19 protein-coding genes are annotated in these 16579 nt (G+C 63.9%); 11 read left to right on the forward strand and 8 right to left on the reverse strand.

Features of this window, described 5'->3' with window-relative positions:
• Window positions 1–21 precede the first annotated feature (21 nt).
• Window positions 22–1173, reverse strand: a complete 1152-nt coding sequence (locus tag GQA94_RS19335) for a PQQ-dependent sugar dehydrogenase (protein ID WP_158189529.1) — start codon at window positions 1171–1173, stop codon at window positions 22–24.
• A 147-nt stretch (window positions 1174–1320) separates the two neighbouring features.
• Here GQA94_RS19335 and GQA94_RS19340 point away from each other — a divergent pair, with 147 nt between their 5' ends.
• From GQA94_RS19340 to GQA94_RS19355, 4 genes are all read left to right on the forward strand, one after another.
• On the forward strand, window positions 1321–1500 hold the full coding sequence (locus GQA94_RS19340; RefSeq protein WP_025240851.1) for a hypothetical protein: 180 nt from the start codon (window positions 1321–1323) through the stop codon (window positions 1498–1500).
• A gap of 89 nt (window positions 1501–1589) precedes the next feature.
• The gene (locus tag GQA94_RS19345; RefSeq protein WP_158189530.1) at window positions 1590–2312 is read left to right on the forward strand and encodes an RNA pseudouridine synthase; all 723 of its coding nucleotides are present in this window, start codon (window positions 1590–1592) and stop codon (window positions 2310–2312) included.
• A gap of 142 nt (window positions 2313–2454) precedes the next feature.
• The gene (locus GQA94_RS19350; RefSeq protein WP_158189531.1) at window positions 2455–3219 is read left to right on the forward strand and encodes a substrate-binding periplasmic protein; all 765 of its coding nucleotides are present in this window, start codon (window positions 2455–2457) and stop codon (window positions 3217–3219) included.
• A 74-nt stretch (window positions 3220–3293) separates the two neighbouring features.
• The gene (locus tag GQA94_RS19355; RefSeq protein WP_158189532.1) at window positions 3294–3833 is read left to right on the forward strand and encodes a hypothetical protein; all 540 of its coding nucleotides are present in this window, start codon (window positions 3294–3296) and stop codon (window positions 3831–3833) included.
• Window positions 3834–3839: 6 nt separating this feature from the next.
• Here GQA94_RS19355 and GQA94_RS19360 read toward each other — a convergent pair whose 3' ends face one another.
• Window positions 3840–4031 carry a hypothetical protein gene (locus tag GQA94_RS19360; protein ID WP_158189533.1) on the reverse strand — a complete coding sequence of 64 codons (192 nt, stop codon included), beginning with the start codon at window positions 4029–4031 and terminating at the stop codon, window positions 3840–3842.
• A gap of 191 nt (window positions 4032–4222) precedes the next feature.
• Here GQA94_RS19360 and GQA94_RS19365 point away from each other — a divergent pair, with 191 nt between their 5' ends.
• Entirely contained in the window at window positions 4223–5098 is an 876-nt protein-coding gene (locus tag GQA94_RS19365; RefSeq protein ID WP_158189534.1) for a DUF6279 family lipoprotein, read from the forward strand.
• Between the two features lie 52 nt (window positions 5099–5150).
• Here GQA94_RS19365 and GQA94_RS19370 read toward each other — a convergent pair whose 3' ends face one another.
• From GQA94_RS19370 to GQA94_RS19385, 4 genes are all read right to left on the reverse strand, one after another.
• Entirely contained in the window at window positions 5151–6122 is a 972-nt protein-coding gene (locus GQA94_RS19370; protein ID WP_158189535.1) for an SDR family oxidoreductase, read from the reverse strand.
• 84 nt (window positions 6123–6206) lie between these two features.
• The gene (locus tag GQA94_RS19375; protein ID WP_158189536.1) at window positions 6207–7031 is read right to left on the reverse strand and encodes an aldo/keto reductase; all 825 of its coding nucleotides are present in this window, start codon (window positions 7029–7031) and stop codon (window positions 6207–6209) included.
• A complete protein-coding gene (locus GQA94_RS19380; RefSeq protein WP_158189537.1) occupies window positions 7031–7495 on the reverse strand; it encodes a VOC family protein in 465 nt (154 codons plus the stop codon). The genes GQA94_RS19375 and GQA94_RS19380 overlap by 1 nt, the downstream gene beginning before the upstream one ends.
• A gap of 90 nt (window positions 7496–7585) precedes the next feature.
• Window positions 7586–8221, reverse strand: a complete 636-nt coding sequence (locus GQA94_RS19385) for a LysE family translocator (protein ID WP_158189538.1) — start codon at window positions 8219–8221, stop codon at window positions 7586–7588.
• A gap of 231 nt (window positions 8222–8452) precedes the next feature.
• Between GQA94_RS19385 and GQA94_RS19390 the strand changes: the two genes are divergently transcribed.
• From GQA94_RS19390 to GQA94_RS19415, 6 genes are all read left to right on the forward strand, one after another.
• Window positions 8453–9103, forward strand: a complete 651-nt coding sequence (locus tag GQA94_RS19390; RefSeq protein WP_158189539.1) for a helix-turn-helix transcriptional regulator — start codon at window positions 8453–8455, stop codon at window positions 9101–9103.
• Window positions 9100–9483 carry a curli production assembly/transport protein CsgE gene (csgE, locus tag GQA94_RS19395; protein WP_158189540.1) on the forward strand — a complete coding sequence of 128 codons (384 nt, stop codon included), beginning with the start codon at window positions 9100–9102 and terminating at the stop codon, window positions 9481–9483. The genes GQA94_RS19390 and csgE overlap by 4 nt, the downstream gene beginning before the upstream one ends.
• Window positions 9480–9902, forward strand: coding sequence for a curli assembly protein CsgF (locus GQA94_RS19400; RefSeq protein WP_158189541.1), 423 nt, complete (start codon window positions 9480–9482; stop codon window positions 9900–9902). Before csgE ends, GQA94_RS19400 begins: the two co-directional genes overlap by 4 nt.
• Before the next feature lie 23 nt (window positions 9903–9925).
• On the forward strand, window positions 9926–10762 hold the full coding sequence (locus tag GQA94_RS19405) for a CsgG/HfaB family protein (RefSeq protein ID WP_158189542.1): 837 nt from the start codon (window positions 9926–9928) through the stop codon (window positions 10760–10762).
• A 101-nt stretch (window positions 10763–10863) separates the two neighbouring features.
• Window positions 10864–11319 (forward strand): curli production assembly protein CsgB, encoded by a 456-nt coding sequence (locus GQA94_RS19410; protein WP_233270187.1) that lies wholly within the window; start codon window positions 10864–10866, stop codon window positions 11317–11319.
• A 47-nt stretch (window positions 11320–11366) separates the two neighbouring features.
• Entirely contained in the window at window positions 11367–12641 is a 1275-nt protein-coding gene (locus tag GQA94_RS19415) for a hypothetical protein (RefSeq protein ID WP_158189544.1), read from the forward strand.
• A gap of 145 nt (window positions 12642–12786) precedes the next feature.
• Here GQA94_RS19415 and GQA94_RS19420 read toward each other — a convergent pair whose 3' ends face one another.
• The gene (locus GQA94_RS19420; protein ID WP_158189545.1) at window positions 12787–15060 is read right to left on the reverse strand and encodes a PAS domain-containing hybrid sensor histidine kinase/response regulator; all 2274 of its coding nucleotides are present in this window, start codon (window positions 15058–15060) and stop codon (window positions 12787–12789) included.
• 239 nt (window positions 15061–15299) lie between these two features.
• The gene (locus tag GQA94_RS19425) at window positions 15300–16259 is read right to left on the reverse strand and encodes a class I SAM-dependent methyltransferase (protein WP_158189546.1); all 960 of its coding nucleotides are present in this window, start codon (window positions 16257–16259) and stop codon (window positions 15300–15302) included.
• Window positions 16260–16579: the final 320 nt, after the last annotated feature.

A 16579-nucleotide genomic window follows, 5' to 3' on the forward strand; every position in this document is an offset into this window, starting at 1 on the left:
TGGCTGCGCCGGCGATCCCGATCATGGCTCTGCACTCAAGCCGACCCGCAGCAACTGGCCGCTCGACGAGTCGGTCAGCAGGTACAGGAAGCCGTCCGGCCCTACACGAACGTCGCGAATTCGCGCGCCCAATTGCTTGAGCAGGCGTTCCTCCCCGGCGATCCTGTCGCCGTCGAGCTGCAAGCGGATCAGCGACTGGTCGACCAGCGCGCCGATGAACAGGTTGTGCTGCCACTCCGGGAACCGCTGCGCGTCATAAAAGGCCATGCCGCTGATACCTGGCGATCGTTCCCACACATGGTGCGGCGGCTCGGTCCCCGCGACGGTTTTGCCTTCAGCCTCCGGTATCGGTTGGCCGCCATAGTTGATGCCATGGGTCGCCAGTGGCCAGCCATAGTTGCGCCCCGACTGGGGAATATTGATCTCGTCGCCGCCGCGCGGGCCGTGCTCGTGGGTCCAGAGCTTGCCGCTCCACGGGTTGATGGCGGCGCCCTGCTGATTGCGGTGACCGTAGGACCAGATTTCCGGGCGAGCCTCCTGGGTCGCCGCGAAGGGGTTGTCGTCCGGAACCTTGCCGTCAGGGTAGATGCGCACCAGCTTGCCCTGGAGTTTGTCGAGCTCCTGGGCCGTGGGCCGCTGGTTGTTCTCGCCCAGCGCAATGAACAGATGCCCCTCGTCATCGAACACCAACCGGGAGCCGAAATGAATGCCGGTGGACAGCTTCGGCTGCTGGCGAAAGATAACCGTGAAGTCGTCCAGCCCACTCAGGTCGTCGGCCAGCCGGCCGCGCCCCACGGTGGTGCCCGCCTGGCCGTCATCGCCGGCCTCGGCGTAGCTGAGATAGACCAGCCGGTCCTGCCCGAACCCGGGCGACAGGCGAACATCGAGCAAGCCACCCTGTCCACGCGCAAACACCTCCGGCACACCCGCGAGCGGTTCGGATATCTGCCCATCGCCACTGATGATACGCAGCCTTCCGGGCCGCTCGGTCACCAGCATGCCCTTGTCATCCGGCAAAAACGCTAAGGCCCAGGGATGCTCCAGGTCGCTGGCGACGGTCTGCACCGTGACGCGACCTTGCTCGCTGTCGAAGTATTCGACTTCGGCGAACGCCGGCGACGAACAGGCCAGAACCAGGCTGCAGACAAGGGCGTGACGGGCAAAGCGAGACATGGGATAGCTCCTGAGTGAAAGGCGACTGTTTAAGAAGACCATGGACGACCCGAAATGCTCAGCGCGTGGCCGCGCACCGAAAATCGAACAAAAATTAGCCAGATCTGTATAATGTCCGGTTCGACTGACCAAAGGAACCCGATGACGATGGCCTCCAAGACCACATCCGCCAAACGTAAACCCGAACCCGCCAGCGAAACCAGCCAATCCCTGGCCGCTCAGATGGCTGCCTTCCTGAAGGCCGGTGGCGAAGTCCAAAAGATCCCCAACGGCGTCAGCGGCCAGACCCAGGGCCCGTCGCGACAGATCACCATCAGCAAGAAGTAACGCACCACCTGACCGACACGCGAGCTCCCGCCGTTACTGCCGTACCGCAGCAGCTCGCCAGGTTCCCCTGCACACCCTCCGAGATATCCATGACCGACCCCATGCGCCTGTCCAAACGCCTCGCCGAGCAACTCGGCTGTTCCCGGCGCGAGGCTGAGCTGTATATCGAGGGCGGCTGGGTCAGCGTCGATGGACAGATCATCGAAGCCCCGTATTTCAAGGTCGAAGACCAACGGATCGAGCTGCTGCCGGGCGCTACCGCGACCGAAGTGCAGCCGGTGACGTTGCTCCTGCACAAGCCAGCCGGCACCCCCACCGCCACCGACCCCGCGTCCGCCCAGGCGCAACTGAGCCAGGCGAGACACTGGTCTGGCGACGATGCCCGGCTCACTCCGCGCGACCGCCACCTGGCTCGCCAGACCGCGCTGCTTGCGCTGGAACCGGACGTCAGCGGGCTGGTTGTGTTCAGCCAGCAGCGCGAGGTAATTCGTACGCTTGCCGACCCACGCGGCAAGCTCGAGCACGAGTACATCGTCGAAGTGGCGGGTGAACCCGAGGAAGGCGGCCTGGCGCTGCTGGCCAAGGGCATCGGCCATCGCGGCAGGGTACTGCCCAAGGCCAAAGCCAGTTGGCAGAACGAAACCCGTCTGCGGATCGTGCTCAAGGCGCCGCAAGCGGGCGACCTGCGCCAGCTGTGCGAAGCGATCGGGCTGCAGATGCGCAGCTGCAAGCGCATTCGCATCGGCCGTCTGTCGATGGCCAAACTGCCGGTCGGCGAGTGGCGATTCCTCGGCGAGCACGAACGCTTCTAGACAGCACGCTGGCGGCGATCGCCCTGATCGCTCGCGCCGCCGGGCCCCTCGGCTACGCTGATGCCATTGAAACGGACAGAGGCCATTGGAGGTCACAGCTCCAACGTCGGGCAGTCTCGTCCTCAAGCCGCGAAGGTTCGTCATGCAGAGACTCGTGCTGGTACTCACCCTGGCTCTGGTGCCTCTGGTCTGCGGGGCGCAGCAGCAGAAAGTCGAAGTCTGGACCTATCACCTTTCGCCACCTTTCATTCTCGACGACGCCCGAGGCCTTTCGCATGCCTTCGTCGAACTGCTCAACGACGACCCGGCCAACGGTGAGCGTTTCCACTTCGAGTTGGTGGAATTGCCGCGCAAGCGTGTGGACGTTCGCCTCGCTCGCAAGCGCCCCGGCGTGCTGCTATGGGCCACCCCTCGCTTCTTCACGACTGCACAGGCGGCCCATGGCAAATGGTCGCAGCCGCTGCTGATCGACCAGCAGGATTTCGTCTCGCTACCCGATGCGCCCGTTGAATACGAGGGCCCTCGTTCGCTGCACGGTCTTGTCCTGGGAGGTGTGCTCGGGCACCGTTACGCGGCGCTCGAAGAGGATATCGCCCGTGGTGCGATCACGCGCCAGGATGTTCAGACCGATTTGCAGAACCTCCAGAAGCTGCTCTCCGGACGCATCGACACCTTGCTGATCCCGCGCTCGACCTTGCTCTATTACCGCAAGGACGACCCCCTCAGCGACCTTTATGTATCGGATACCCCGCTGTACCAGTTCGCACGGCATCTGCTGGTCAATGGCCCGCTGGGCGCGCCTGTCATGGACTACCTGGACGGCTTTCTCAATGGCTTGCAGAGCAACCCGCGGTGGCAGATCCTGTTGTTCCAGTACGGACTCAAGCCCATCGCCAGCGAGCCATGACGCTGAACAGAAACGAAACTCGCGGGTCAGAACACGCGCTGACCCACCTAACCCATCATGAGAACAAGGCCGCGATGAAGAACGCACTGGTGATCGGACTGCTCATGATCCTGGGCGGCTGCGCCTCTCCGCGATGCGATCAGTCCAGCAGCGACAGCACGTGCCGCACGGAGCGGCTGCTCTATCAGAACGATCTCCTGCAGGCCAAGATCCTGATCTCCATCGGTGACGAAGAGGGCTATGAGCTTGCCGATGCCTTGCTCGAGCGCAGCGCCCGGCTCGACGAGCGGGGCGAGATCGAGTTCTATCAGGCGCTGCTGATGATTCGACAGGGCCCGCAGCAGGCAGACGTTCTGCGCCTGCTCGACCAGGCCGCCGCCAAAGGCCATCCGCATGCGGTCGCGCTGCTCTACAAGATCTACCAGGAGCCCTATCTGGTCAGCGAAACCGACCCGAAGAAGGCCGAACAGTATCGGCAGGCCTACGCCGAGCTGGACGTCGCGCAGAGCGGCTATCCGTCCTTCGACAAGGCCCTTGAACTGGTGTCCCGCCTCGTCGAGCCGCCGGCGCCGTTGCCCGAGCGGATCGATCCCTGCGCTAACCGATGCCTTTGAGCATCCTTATCGGGGCGTAGGCGTCTGCGAAATCTTCGGCTCCTGCTCACCGTCCATCACCGCTTGCGCCTCGTCGCGCGTGGCGTAGGGCCCGGCGATGGTCTTGCCGTCCAGTTCCACCACCCAGCACGTCACCCACGTCGGGCGCCAGCCTTGTGGCACGTCGTCTCCGGTCAGGTGCCTGATCGCTTTTTGCATGGCTCTCTCCCCTTCGATTGCGTTCGGTCTGCAGGCTTGGTCGCCGCGTCTCCTAATAGGGACCACGGATGCAGCGTTTTTCTCGCTGAAACAAGCCGTTGCTGTTTGTGCCCGAACTGCCGCTGCGTCGCGCGGCTCTACTGAGAAGATGCGGCACTGTATCGGCCGATAACACAGACGCGGGGGCTGCGATGCGGGTTCGTCAGGCGCTTGGCTGCAAGACAGTACTGTTACTGGTGGTGCTCAGCCTCGTTACGGTCGGCTGCAGCCGCATGAATCTGGCCTACCGCAATCTGCATCTGCTGATACCTTGGTCGCTCAATGATTACCTGGACATGAGTGGCGACCAGCAAAAGCGCTTCCGTGCGCAGCTGCGCGACCACCTGAGCTGGCATTGCCGCACGCAGTTGCCGGATTACCTGCGCACCCTCGAGCGTCTACAGCGACAGGTCAACCAGGGCGACGTCGACCAGGCCGCACTGCGCGCGCATTACCAGGACGCAAAACAGGCAATCCACGCCATCGCGGTGCAGATCACGCCGACCACGACGCAACTGCTGCGCGATCTCGATGACGAGCAAGTGCACGACCTCAACGCGGCGCTCGATGACGATCGTCGCGAACGCGAGCAGAAGTATCTGCAACCGCCGCTGGATCAACAGATACGCGAACGTGCCGAACGCATGCGCGAGCGGGTCGAGCAATGGATGGGCAGTACCCATGAGGCGCAACGGCAGCGCATCCTCGAATGGGCACGCGCGCTTGGCGATCAGAATCGACACTGGCTGGCCAACCGCGTTCAGTGGCAGCGGGCGCTCGGCGATGCATTGACCCGGCGCCATGAGGCGGGCTTCTCGGAACGCGTCGCGACGCTGCTGCAAGACCGCGAATCGCTGTGGACGCCAGCGTACAGAGCCGCCTTCACGCGCACCGAGCAGGCCGGGATCAGTCTGTTCAGTGACCTTTACGCCCTGTCCGACGCCGACCAACGACGCCATCTCGTCGCGCAACTGGAAGCGCTGCACAAGGACCTCGGTTCGCTGGACTGCCTGCCCGAGCCTCGCTGAAATTCAGCGCCACGCCAACGGCCATCGGCAGGCGTCGGCCTCAGCGGATCGCCTAGCGTTTACGGCGGCACAGCAACAAACCGACCACACCCGCCGCGATCCCGCCCGCCAGCAGCAGGGAGCGCTGGCGAGGCGCGTTGCTGCGCCAGCCGCCATCGATTCGGCGCTGACCCAGTGGCGGGTGGAACAGATTGCCCGAAGAGGGCGCCACCCGGTCCGCGCGGCGCAGTGCGGCGCCCGTCAGCAACCCCGACAGTTGATCGAAACCCGGGGTGATGAAATGCGCGAAGCGCAGCAGTGTCGCCATCAGGCCAACCGAGGTGGTATGACGCGGATGCAGAGCGAGACTGACCATCGCCTCGGCCACCTGACGGGGATCGCACAGCGGCGGAGGCGGCTGCAACGAGCGCCCGGCATAATTGCCACCGTCACGGAAGCCAGGGGTATCGACCACCGACGGATAGACATCGCAGATGTGGATACCGGGCCAGTGCGCCAGTTCGCCGCGCAGCGCATGGGAGAAGCCGCGCAAGCCGAATTTGCTCGCCGAGTAGGCCACGGCGAACGGCTGCGGAACCCAGCTACCGACCGACAGGGTATTGATCAGAACGCCGCCATTCTGCTGTTTGAAATAAGGCAGCACCACATGCGCACCGCGCAGGTAACCGATCAGGTCGGTCTGCACGACCTGCTCATGGGCGTCCAGAGGCGTTTCGTCGAACGCGCCGACCGCGCCGACGCCGGCATTGTTGATCCAGACATCGATGCGCCCCTGCCCGAACCCGGCGGCGGCGCTTGCCAGTTGCTCCACGGAGTCGCTGAGTGTCACGTCGGTGGGCACGACAAGCGCTTGAGCACCGAGCGCCCGGCACTCCTCGGCCGCCTCTTGCAGGGCCTCGTCGTCGCGTGCGGCCAATACCACACGGGCACCCTGGCGCGCGAACGCCTGTGCGGTGGCGCGACCGATACCACTGGACGCCCCGGTGATGACCACCACTGCGCCTTCAAGCCTGGAATCCGCCATATTCGCACCTCCGAGGTGTGCTGTCGTTCACAGCTGACAGCCTGGACAGGGCAAACATTCCCCACCGCCCGGAGGATCTGTCCATCACACCATCTGCAACGGTCGTGGGCGGGTCGGCGGCGTGAAGGCGCCGTCCAGGATGCCCAGGTCCGCAGGCGTCAGTTCAAGCGCTGCGGCCGACGCATTGGCGCGTAGATGCGATGGGTTCGACGATTTGGGTATCACCAGCACGCCGGGTTGACGCAAAGCCCAGGCCAGTGCCACTTGGGCCGGCTGTGCGCCGTGGCGACGCGCAACCTCGACCACCGCCCGATGCCGCAACAGTTCGCCGCCCTGCCCTAACGGACAATACGCCATGATCGGCATGCCCCGTGCCTGGCACCAGGGCAACAGGTCGAATTCGATCCCGCGCTCGCCAGGGTTGTAGAGCACCTGATTGGCCGCGCACGCGGGCGCACCCAGCTCGTGCATATCGTCCAGGTCGAAATTCGATACTCCCCAGCGGCGAATCTTGCCCTGCTCCCTGAGCCGTTCGAAGGCTTCGACCGTTTCCGCCAGCGGGTACTGGCCACGCCAATGCAGCAGGTACAGGTCGATACAGTCGGTGCCCAGGCGGCGCAGGCTGCGTTCACAGGCTTCGGGCACGCCTCGGCGACTGGCATTGTGCGGGTACAGCTTGCTGACCAGAAACACCCGGTCGCGGCGATTGCGGATCGCCTCGCCGACCACTTCTTCGGCGCCGCCTTCGCCGTACATCTCGGCGGTATCGATGAGCGACATGCCCAGCTCGATGCCAAGGCGCAGCGCGGCCACCTCGCGGCTACGTTCAGCCGGATTCTCGCCCATGTGCCACGTCCCCTGGCCGATCACCGGGACTTCACTGCCGTCGGCCAGCGTCAGCGTGCGCATCACCCGTCCCCCCGAGGGGCGTTCTGTTCGGCAACCGGCTCGGCCCAGGGATCATAGGTGCCGAAGTTCCACAGGTGGCCTTCGAGGTCGCGGCAGCTGAAACCGCGACCGCCGTAATCCTCGTCCTTCAGTTCGATGACGATCTTCGCGCCCGCGGCCTTGGCCTTGGTGTAAAGCGCATCGGCGCTGTTGACGATGATGTAGATGCTTTGCGTGGAGACGCCGCCGACCTCGTCGGGCTGCCTGACCTGGCGGCCATACAGCGAGTCGGTGACCGGACCGAGCATCAACATGCCGCTGCCGAAACCGAGCTCGGCATGGATGATCCCCACCTGGGGGTCTTCGACCACGCGTCGCTGCTCGAAATCGAACACGCGGCACAGCCATTCCAGCGCCGCCGGAACATCGCGGTAACGCAGGCACGGGATCAGGTTGGAGGTGGTGTTCTTGCTATACAGGGACATGAAAGCTCCTTCCGGTTACGCGGCAGCGCTCACTTGAAAAAACGCACCGCTCAGCATTCAGACCGACGCCGGGGGCGTCGTTCCCCCCGGTTATGCCCGTTCGGCGAGGCCGAGCCGAATACCGAGCGCGATCAGGACCGAGCCGAACATCCGGTCCAGCCATTGGCTCAAGCGACGATTGCCACGCAGCGCCGAACCCGCGCGCGCCGCCACCAGCACCAGGGCGCATTCGACGACGATTGCCACCAGCACCACGAGCACGCCCAGCACCAACAGTTGCAGCGCCACGGCGCCTTCGTTCGGGCGCACGAACTGCGGCAGGAACGCCATAAAGAAGATGGCCGCTTTCGGGTTGAGAAGGTCCACCAGGATGCCCTGCCGGTAGGCCTGCCATGGACGGGTCCGAGGTCCGCTGTCGGGGTCGAGCGAGGCCCCGACGCCCGCCGAGCGCAACGCCTGAATGCCCAGATACAGCAGGTACGCGGCCCCTACGTACTTGACCACCGAGAAGGCCAACGCCGAGGTCGCCAGAATCGCCGAAATGCCCAACGCTGCCGCAGCGACATGGACCAGCGCGCCACTGCACACGCCACAGGCCGAGGCCACCCCGACGCGCCGTCCGTCGGACAACGTGCGCGACAGCACGAAGAGCAGATCAGGCCCCGGCGAGAGGTTCAAGGCGAGGGCGGCCGAAAAGAAAACCAACCAGAACGCTGGGTCCGACATGGCTGACTCCCGATGCTGCAACGCAGATGAAGCGGTCAATCTACTCCAGAGCAGGGTGGGCTTCCAGTTTCGCCCACGCGTGCAGTTCGTCGGAAAACCGGCACAAGAGCACGCTTGTGACTTTTTAATGTCACCACCCTGAACTACTTTCATACCGGTAATGTCAAAGCGCCAGACCCGGTGAGGATCCCGGGCGCTACCCGTTAGCCATTCAAAGCAAAGGATATGCCCATGACCGATGAAGCCCGTATGGCGCTCGTCACCGCGCCCGCGCGTCTCGTCCTGCTGTCTAACAGTGAGTTGTTGGACAGCGCGCTCCATCAGCACCTGCTCGACAGCCCGCAGTTTCGCCTGACGCGCAGCAATACGCTGCGCCCCGGCCTCAACGATGCGGACCTGACCCTGCTCGACGTCGGCAGCTTCGCGGACGCCGATTGCCAGCGCCTGCTTCGCCAGTTGCGCGATACCCCCACCGCTCTGATCAACGCCCCGGCCGAGCAGGCCCGCCGGCTACTGGAGCTACACCCCTGGATCAAGGGCGTGTTCTACCCGAACACCAGCCGCACCAACTTCAGCCGCGGCGTCAGCGTCATCCTCGAGGGCGGCGACTGGCTACCCCGTGCACTGATGGAAAAGCTCCTCGGTCGCTACCGTCAGCTGACCCATGCCTCGCGCGCCATCGATGAGCTGTCGGTGCGTGAGAAGCAGATTCTTGCGCTGGCCGGCAAGGGGCTTTCGAACGCCGAAATCGCCGCTCGCCTGCATCTGAGCACCCATACCATCAAGAGCCACATCCATAACGCCCTGGGCAAGCTCGGCGCCTCCAACCGCGCACAGGGCGCCTCGCTGGTAATCGGACACGTCAACGAGGCCGGCATATGAAGGCTGCATGCCTGGGCCTGCTATTGCTTGCCGGTGTCCAGGCGCATGCCGGCGAGGCCGAACTCCAAGGTTTCATCATCGACCACACGGTTTCCCGATCCGGCCAGGCGTTCTATCGCAAGTTCTGCGAACGCCTGAACGACACCAGCGCGCTGGATTTCAATCTTGCGGTCAAGGAGCGGCCATCGGCGCGCTGGGGAATCCTGGTGGTGGTCGAACAGAACAATCAGCCCCTGTATCGCCGTTTCCTGCAACCGAACGTCAATGACATGGAACAGACCGCCTATGACGCAGCGGATTTCGTGCTCCAAGAGATAAACCGAAGAAAAGTCGAAGCATTGTTCGAAGACACCATAGACCTTGCGAAGGATGAGTTATGAACCGGTCACCCCATACAATCACCGGCATGCTTCTGGCCGGGCTCTTTCTCAGCACCGGCGTCACCGCGACCGAACTGGTCTACACCCCCGTCAACCCCTCGTTCGGCGGTAGCCCGCTGAATGGAGCCTGGCTGCTGGGCAACGCCCAGGCCCAGAACGACACCAAGGACCCGGACGCGATCGACCGCTCCTCGTTGACAGGCACCTCGGCACTGGATCGCTTCACCAGCCAGTTGGAATCGCGACTGCTATCGGACCTGCTCAACAAGATGGACGACCCGAACGGCGGCTCACTGATCACCGATGATTTCATCGTCAATGTGGTGAACCTCGACGGCAACCTGACCGTAGAAATCACCGATCGGCTCACCGGAGAAATTTCGGAAATCATCGTCAACGGCTACGGCGCCATCAACTGACCCTCGCAAGGAGAGCAAAGGCCATGAGAAGCCTATTCGTCGCCATCGGGATGATGGCGGCTCTACAGGGTTGCGCGGTGCGCGAGCCCATGTCTGCCGACCAGCAAACCCCAACCCTTACACCTCGGACCTCGACCTACCAGGACCTGCTCGAACTGCCCCGGCCCAGAGGGCCGCTGGTGGCGGCGGTCTATGGCTTTCGCGACCAGACCGGCCAGTACAAGCCGAGTCCCGCGAGTTCATTTTCCACAGCGGTCACCCAGGGCGCCGCCAGCATGCTGGTCGATGCGATGCAGGCCAGCGGCTGGTTCATCGTGCTGGAGCGCGAGGGGCTGCAGAACGTGCTGACCGAGCGCAAGATCATCCGCGCATCGCAGGCCAAGCCGGACGTCGCACCGAATATTCAGTCGGAGCTGCCGTCGCTGCTGGCGGCGAACATCATCATGGAAGGCGCCATCGTCGCTTACGAAACCAACGTGCGCAGCGGTGGCCAGGGCGCACGCTACCTCGGCATCGGCGTCTCGCAGGAATACCGGGTCGACCAGGTCACGGTCAATCTGCGCGCCATCGATGTGCGCAGCGGCCAGGTGCTGTCCAACGTGATGACCACCAAGACGATCTACTCGATCGGGCGCAGCGCCAACGTCTACAAGTTCATCGAGTTCAAGGAGTTGCTCGAAGCCGAAGCCGGCTATACCACCAACGAGCCGGCACAGCTCTGCGTGCTGTCGGCGATCGAGGCGGCAGTCGCTCACCTGATCGCCCAAGGCGTCGACCGACGCCTCTGGCAGACCGCCGACAACACGCCGGCCGTCGAGGCAGAACTGGCGAAATATCTCAATACGCCGGCCAAGCTTTAGAACAGGCGCAACGGTTTCAGCCATTCGATGGATTTGCCAACTCGCGGTTTAGGACAGGATGACCTACCGCGATACCACCAGGGATGAAGGATGAACGCGCAATGGATTGCCCGCCAATCGCCCGTGCCGCTGCTCCCGGCAGCGCTAACCAGCCCCGCCCTCCACGCTGCCGGACCCTCGGTCTGCATGACCTGGCCGCAAGCGAGTTCGCGTCGAGCCAGGCCCACCCTCTCGCAACGCCCGTGGCGACCGCCTCCACCGGTGACACCCTCGCGCGTCCGCCAGTCGGGAGCCGCCAGAGGAGCGATGTCGAACAGATCGGCCACGCGCTTGAGGCCTTTAGCGCCCAGAGCCGCCATGGACACGAAGCATTCATCGTGCAGCACGGCGCTTACCACCAGAGATTGATTGTCCAGTCCGGAGCCGACGACCAGGCCCGTATTGAACAGGACGGCGCGCACAACGACGCGTTGATCGAACAGACCGGCACCGGGCATAGCAGTCGCGTCACGCAGCATGGCCAGGGTCTGAGTGTACGGGTACGCCTGTACCACTGAAGCAACACCAGGAAGTACCGCTGAAAACATTCCATGGAGAGATAATAATGTTCAAGATCAACCCCCTTGTAGCTGCCCTTCTGACCGTCGCCGCCACCCAGGCATTCGCGGCGGGAAACACCTCCGAACAACGCCAGAACGGCATCGATAACCTTGCCCAGGTCGAACAGAACGCAGGCACTGGCAACATGGCCACGCAACTGCAGAGCGGCCTCGGCAACGACGCGATGCTCCAGCAGAACGGCTCGCTTTCCTCGTCGGCCTTGCAGACGCAGATCGCCAATTTCCATCAGGCGGACATCAACCAGACGCTCGCCGTGCGCAGCAGCGCGGTGCAATGGCAGAACGGCAAGGCCAACGACGCCGATGCCAACCAGACCGGCACCTGGGGCAGCCGCATCGAACAGCGCCAGCACGGTTACGCGAACACCGCCAATGCCGACCAGGCCGGCACGCATGACAGCAGTGCCTCGAGCCGGCAAGAGGGCAACCACAACCTCGCCTCCAGCTACCAGACCGCAACCCATGGCAGCCAGTCCGCGCTTTATCAGGACGGCACCCTCAACGAGGCCAGCGTCAGCCAGTCGCTCAGCGCCAGGGATCGCGCGATGATCGATCAACAAGGCAACGAGAACGACGCCGAGGTCGTTCAGAGCTGGAGCTCCGGCTCAGTCGCCGAGATCGAGCAGGTCGGCAACCTCAACGAGGCATACGTGCGCCAGACCGGCACCCAGCAGGAGGCATACAGCTATTCGGGCGGTGCCTACAACAGCCTGAACATCGACCAGCGCGGCGGCTACCAGAACGCGTTCGTCTACCAGCAGGGCGATGAGAACACTGTCGACGTCGGCCAACGCGGCCACGGCAACACCGCCCGCGCAGATCAGCACGGTTTCGGCAACGTCGCCGCGTACGATCAGGAGGGCCGCAACCAGACGGCGGCGGTGGCCCAACACGGCACCTACAACGACGCAACCGTTGACCAGCAGGGCAAGGACAACGCGCTGGACTTCACCCAATCCGGCACCTTCAACAGGCTCACGGCGGTACAGCAAGGCGAAGGCAACCGCATCAGCGGTTCCAGCAGCCTTGCCAACAATGACGTCGACATCGTCCAGGACGGCGACTTCAACCTCGCCGACGTCAACCAGTTCGGCGACAACCATGCAACCACCGTCGCCCAGTACGGTGAAACCCATCTGGCGACGGTCCTGCAGAACGGCGCTGGCCACGAGGCATTGGTGGTGCAGAGCGGCATGGGTAACAGCGCGTTGATCAGCCAGGCAGGCTTCAACAATATGGCAGTCGTCAACCAGCATTGATCGGCACCCCGCCCCTGACCGCCGGCCCCTGGGTCGGCGGTTTCGTATCCATCGTGCAAGCGGCTCATGACGACGGCCGGGCGCATGAGCCGCGTCGAGGCCGGCCTCGCCGAGTAGCCGCCGTCACCGCGGCGGCTGGCACGGCTCAACGCTCGCCGCGCAGTTCCGCGATGCGCGCTGCCAGCACATCGATCGAAAAGGGTTTGGTCACGATGCGCATACCAGGTTCCAGCTGACCGCTGCCCATCACGGCGTTCTCCGCGTAACCGGTGATGAACAGCACCTTCAGCCGGGGGTCACGTTGTCGAGCGGCATCGGCGAGCTGGCGGCCATTCATGCCGCCCGGCAGGCCAACGTCGGTGATCAACAGGGCGATCTGCGGCCGGCTTTGAAGAATCCCTAACCCGGCCTTGCCGTCCGCAGCCTGCAGCACCTGATATCCCAACTCCTGAAGTATCTCCGACACCAGCATCCGCACGGCGGGCTCGTCGTCCACCACGAGCACGGTCTCGCCAGCACCACCGCTCGCCGGGGCCGGTATGTCCCGTTCGGAACCGGTCCGTGGCGCGCAATCATCGAGTGCGACATGCGGCAGATACAGGCTGATGCGGGTGCCGCGATCCGGCTCGGATAGAATCTTCACCTGGCCGCCGGATTGCCGCGTAAAACCATAGACCATCGACAGGCCCAGCCCCGTGCCCATACCCAGCGGTTTGGTGGTGAAAAAGGGGTCGAAGGCCTGCGCCACGACATCCTCGGACATCCCGACGCCAGAATCCGTTACGTCTATGCGTATGTACGGGCCGGAAGGCACATCGAGCGCCAGGGCGGATCGGCCGTCCAGCGCTTCGTTGCGCACCTCGATGGTCAACGTGCCGCCGTCGGGCATCGCGTCGCGTGCGTTGATGGCCAGGTTGAGCAGCGCGTTTTCCAGCTGATTGCGGTCCACCAGTGTCAACCAGCGGTCGCTGCCCAGCTGTGTCTGCAAGCCGATCGAGGGGCCGACGGTGCGGCTGAGCAATTCACGCAGATCGCTGACCAGCTCACCGACATCGGTCGCCATCGGGTCGAGCGTCTGCCGGCGAGAAAAGGCCAACAGCCGGTGCGTCAGTGCCGCTGCCCGGCGCGTCGCAGTCTGCGCCACAGTCACGTAATGTTCGAGCGCGTCGAAACGCCCCTGCTCAATGCGTTTCGCCAACAGCTCCAGGCTGCCGCCGATCCCGGTCAGCAGGTTGTTGAAATCGTGCGCCAGGCCACCCGTCAATTGCCCGACGGCCTCCATCTTCTGGCTCTGCCGCAGCTGCGCTTCAGCCTGCTCCAGCGCCAGCGCCTGTTGTTTGAGCGCCGTGACGTCGCGCCCCACGGCGTTGATGACCGCATCGGCCGGTCGTGATGACCAGCTGATCCAGCGATAGCTGCCGTCACTGCAGCGATAGCGGTTTTCGAAATGCAGGATGGACTCCCCTTGCGAGGAGCGATGCATGGCCTCCAGGGTGCCGGGGATATCGTCTGGATGAATGAGATCCTTGGTGTCGGCGCCCAGCAACTGCGCTTCACTCCACCCCAGCAGCTGCTGCCAGGCCGGGTTGACGGCGATGATGATGCCGTCGAAGCGACATCGAAGCATCACATCACTGGACAGCTCCCAGAGCTGGTTGCGATCCTTGGTTCGCGTGGCGACTTCTTCACGCAACGAGTCCGTCAGTGCCTGTAGCGCCCGTTCGGCAGAACGACGCCCGGAAACATCGTTGAACAGGATCGCGACCCGGTGCTCGGCGGGGTCGCCGACCGGCATGGCCTGGACCTCGAACCAGCGTTGCAAGGCCTCGGCGTTGTTTTCGAAACGTACCGGCCGGCGGCTCAGCGCGACCTCGCCGTAGATGTCGAACCAATGCTGTTCGTGGGTCGGCGCCAGGTCGGTCATCCACCGGCCCACCGCATCGGCCAGCCCGGTCTGTCGCTCGAACGCCGGATTGGTTTCGAGGAAACGATAATCGACCGGCCGGCCATGCTCATCGAACTTCATTTCGATGACGCAGAAGCCCGCATCGATCGCATCGAACAGGGTGCGATAACGCTGATCGCTGTCGGCCAGGCGTTGCGCGACCGCATCCTGCGCCGTGCAATCGTTGAGTATCTTCAGAAAACCGGAAAGTTCGCCTTCGCAGAACACCGGCGTCAGCGTGCCCGCGCCTCGCAGGCGAGAACCGTCCGCACGGAGGTACCAGCCTTCGTGATGGGCCTTCCCGTCGCGCAACGCGCGTTGCATCTGTGCACGCAGCACTTCGGCGTTACGCTCGGCTGTACCAAGCCGCTGATCGAAAGGCTGCCCGCACATCTGCTCCGCGCTCCAGCCGAACATGCGCTCGGCACCGACGCTCCAGGCGGTGATGATGCCCTGCGGATCGGTGGCGAACATGGCGCAATCGCGAGCGGCATCGAAGATTGCCTGAACATGAGCCCTGGGTTCGAAAATGGCTGTGACTCCTACTGCTTATCAAGTCGCGGAGAACTCGTGACTATCCACTGTATCGCGCCGCTTGTTCAGGGGCACTGGCCATGTGCGCAGGGCCTCGATGGCGCCCACCGCAAGAGCCGTTGGCAACCGGATAATCTGACAGCCGGTCCCCCTCGTTGTCCCTGCTCGACCGAACGATTCTATCGCTGCTCGCCCGGCGATGAAGCGCGGCCGAACACCAATGCCTTCAGTCCGCTGTCGGGGCTGATATCGGGAAACTCCGGCGGATTTTCCAGGCGCTCGTGAAACACCAGTTCGCGCGCCTCCTCGGCCATGCCGTCGATGAGAAAGCCCGGCCCGGTATCCGGGTCGTTGATGCATGCCAGCACCGAGCCTGTGGGGGTCAGCAGCTCTGGCAGGCGCCGTAGAATCTTTCGATAGTCCCGACTCAACGCGAAGCTGCCCTTCTGGAACGACGGCGGATCGATGATCACCAGATCGTAGGGGCCGCTCCGGGTGACCTTGCCCCAGGATTTGAACAGCTCGTGACCGAGAAAACTCACCTTGGACAGGTCATGCCCGTTGAGCCGATGATTGTCACGGCCTCGGCTCAGCGCGGCTCGCGCCATGTCGAGATTGACCACGTGCTCGGCACCGCCGGCGATCGCCGCCACGGAAAACCCGCACGTGTAGGCGAAGAGATTGAGCACCCGCTTGCCTTCGGCATGTGCCTGCACCCATCGGCGGCCGTAGCGCATGTCGAGAAACAGCCCGTTGTTCTGTTTGATGCCCAGATCGAGCTTGTAGCGCAGGCCGTTCTCGGTAATCTCCCACGCCTCGACCGGCTCGCCGAGCAAGCGCTCCATATCGCTATCGGGCAGGTACCGATGCTGCAACAGCAGACGGCTCGCCCCACTCGCTTGCCAGGGCGCATCCTGCACCAGCGCTGCCAGCATCGCCTTCAACGCGGCGAGCTCCGCCTCGGCCGGAGCCCTGAACAACGACACCAACACCACGCCCTGCAACCAGTCCACCGTCAGGTGTTCAAGCCCCGGCCAGCACCGACCGCGCCCATGGAAAAGCCGACGGGTTTCGTCGGGCACTCGGGCCAGGGCAGTGCTCAGGTGGCGCTGTAGCGTCGTGAGGGCATCGGGTTGCATGGGATGGTCGTCTCGAAAATGGCTGCGGCATTCTAAACGCACGGGGCGCACGCGGCATTACCGCAGCGTGCAGGCTCCGTCTGCAATCGGACGGGCCGTTTTATGCCGTGCAACCACACGGGCGAATGGCGCCACTTGAGGTCTCTGCCCTACGAATCCTCCGCTCAGCCCAGTCGGGCGTTACCGCACAACACGGAACAGCGGGCCGAATAACGAGTCGGATACACTTAACTGCGCCCCTCGACCCGGAACAACGCGGCACGGAAATACCCGAGGGGCTTTCAGCCTGGCAGGCTACACAGTGCTTGCCGGCGTGTTCC

It is taken from the genome of Stutzerimonas stutzeri (genome assembly GCF_009789555.1).
Taxonomy (GTDB): Bacteria; Pseudomonadota; Gammaproteobacteria; order Pseudomonadales; family Pseudomonadaceae; genus Stutzerimonas; species Stutzerimonas stutzeri_R.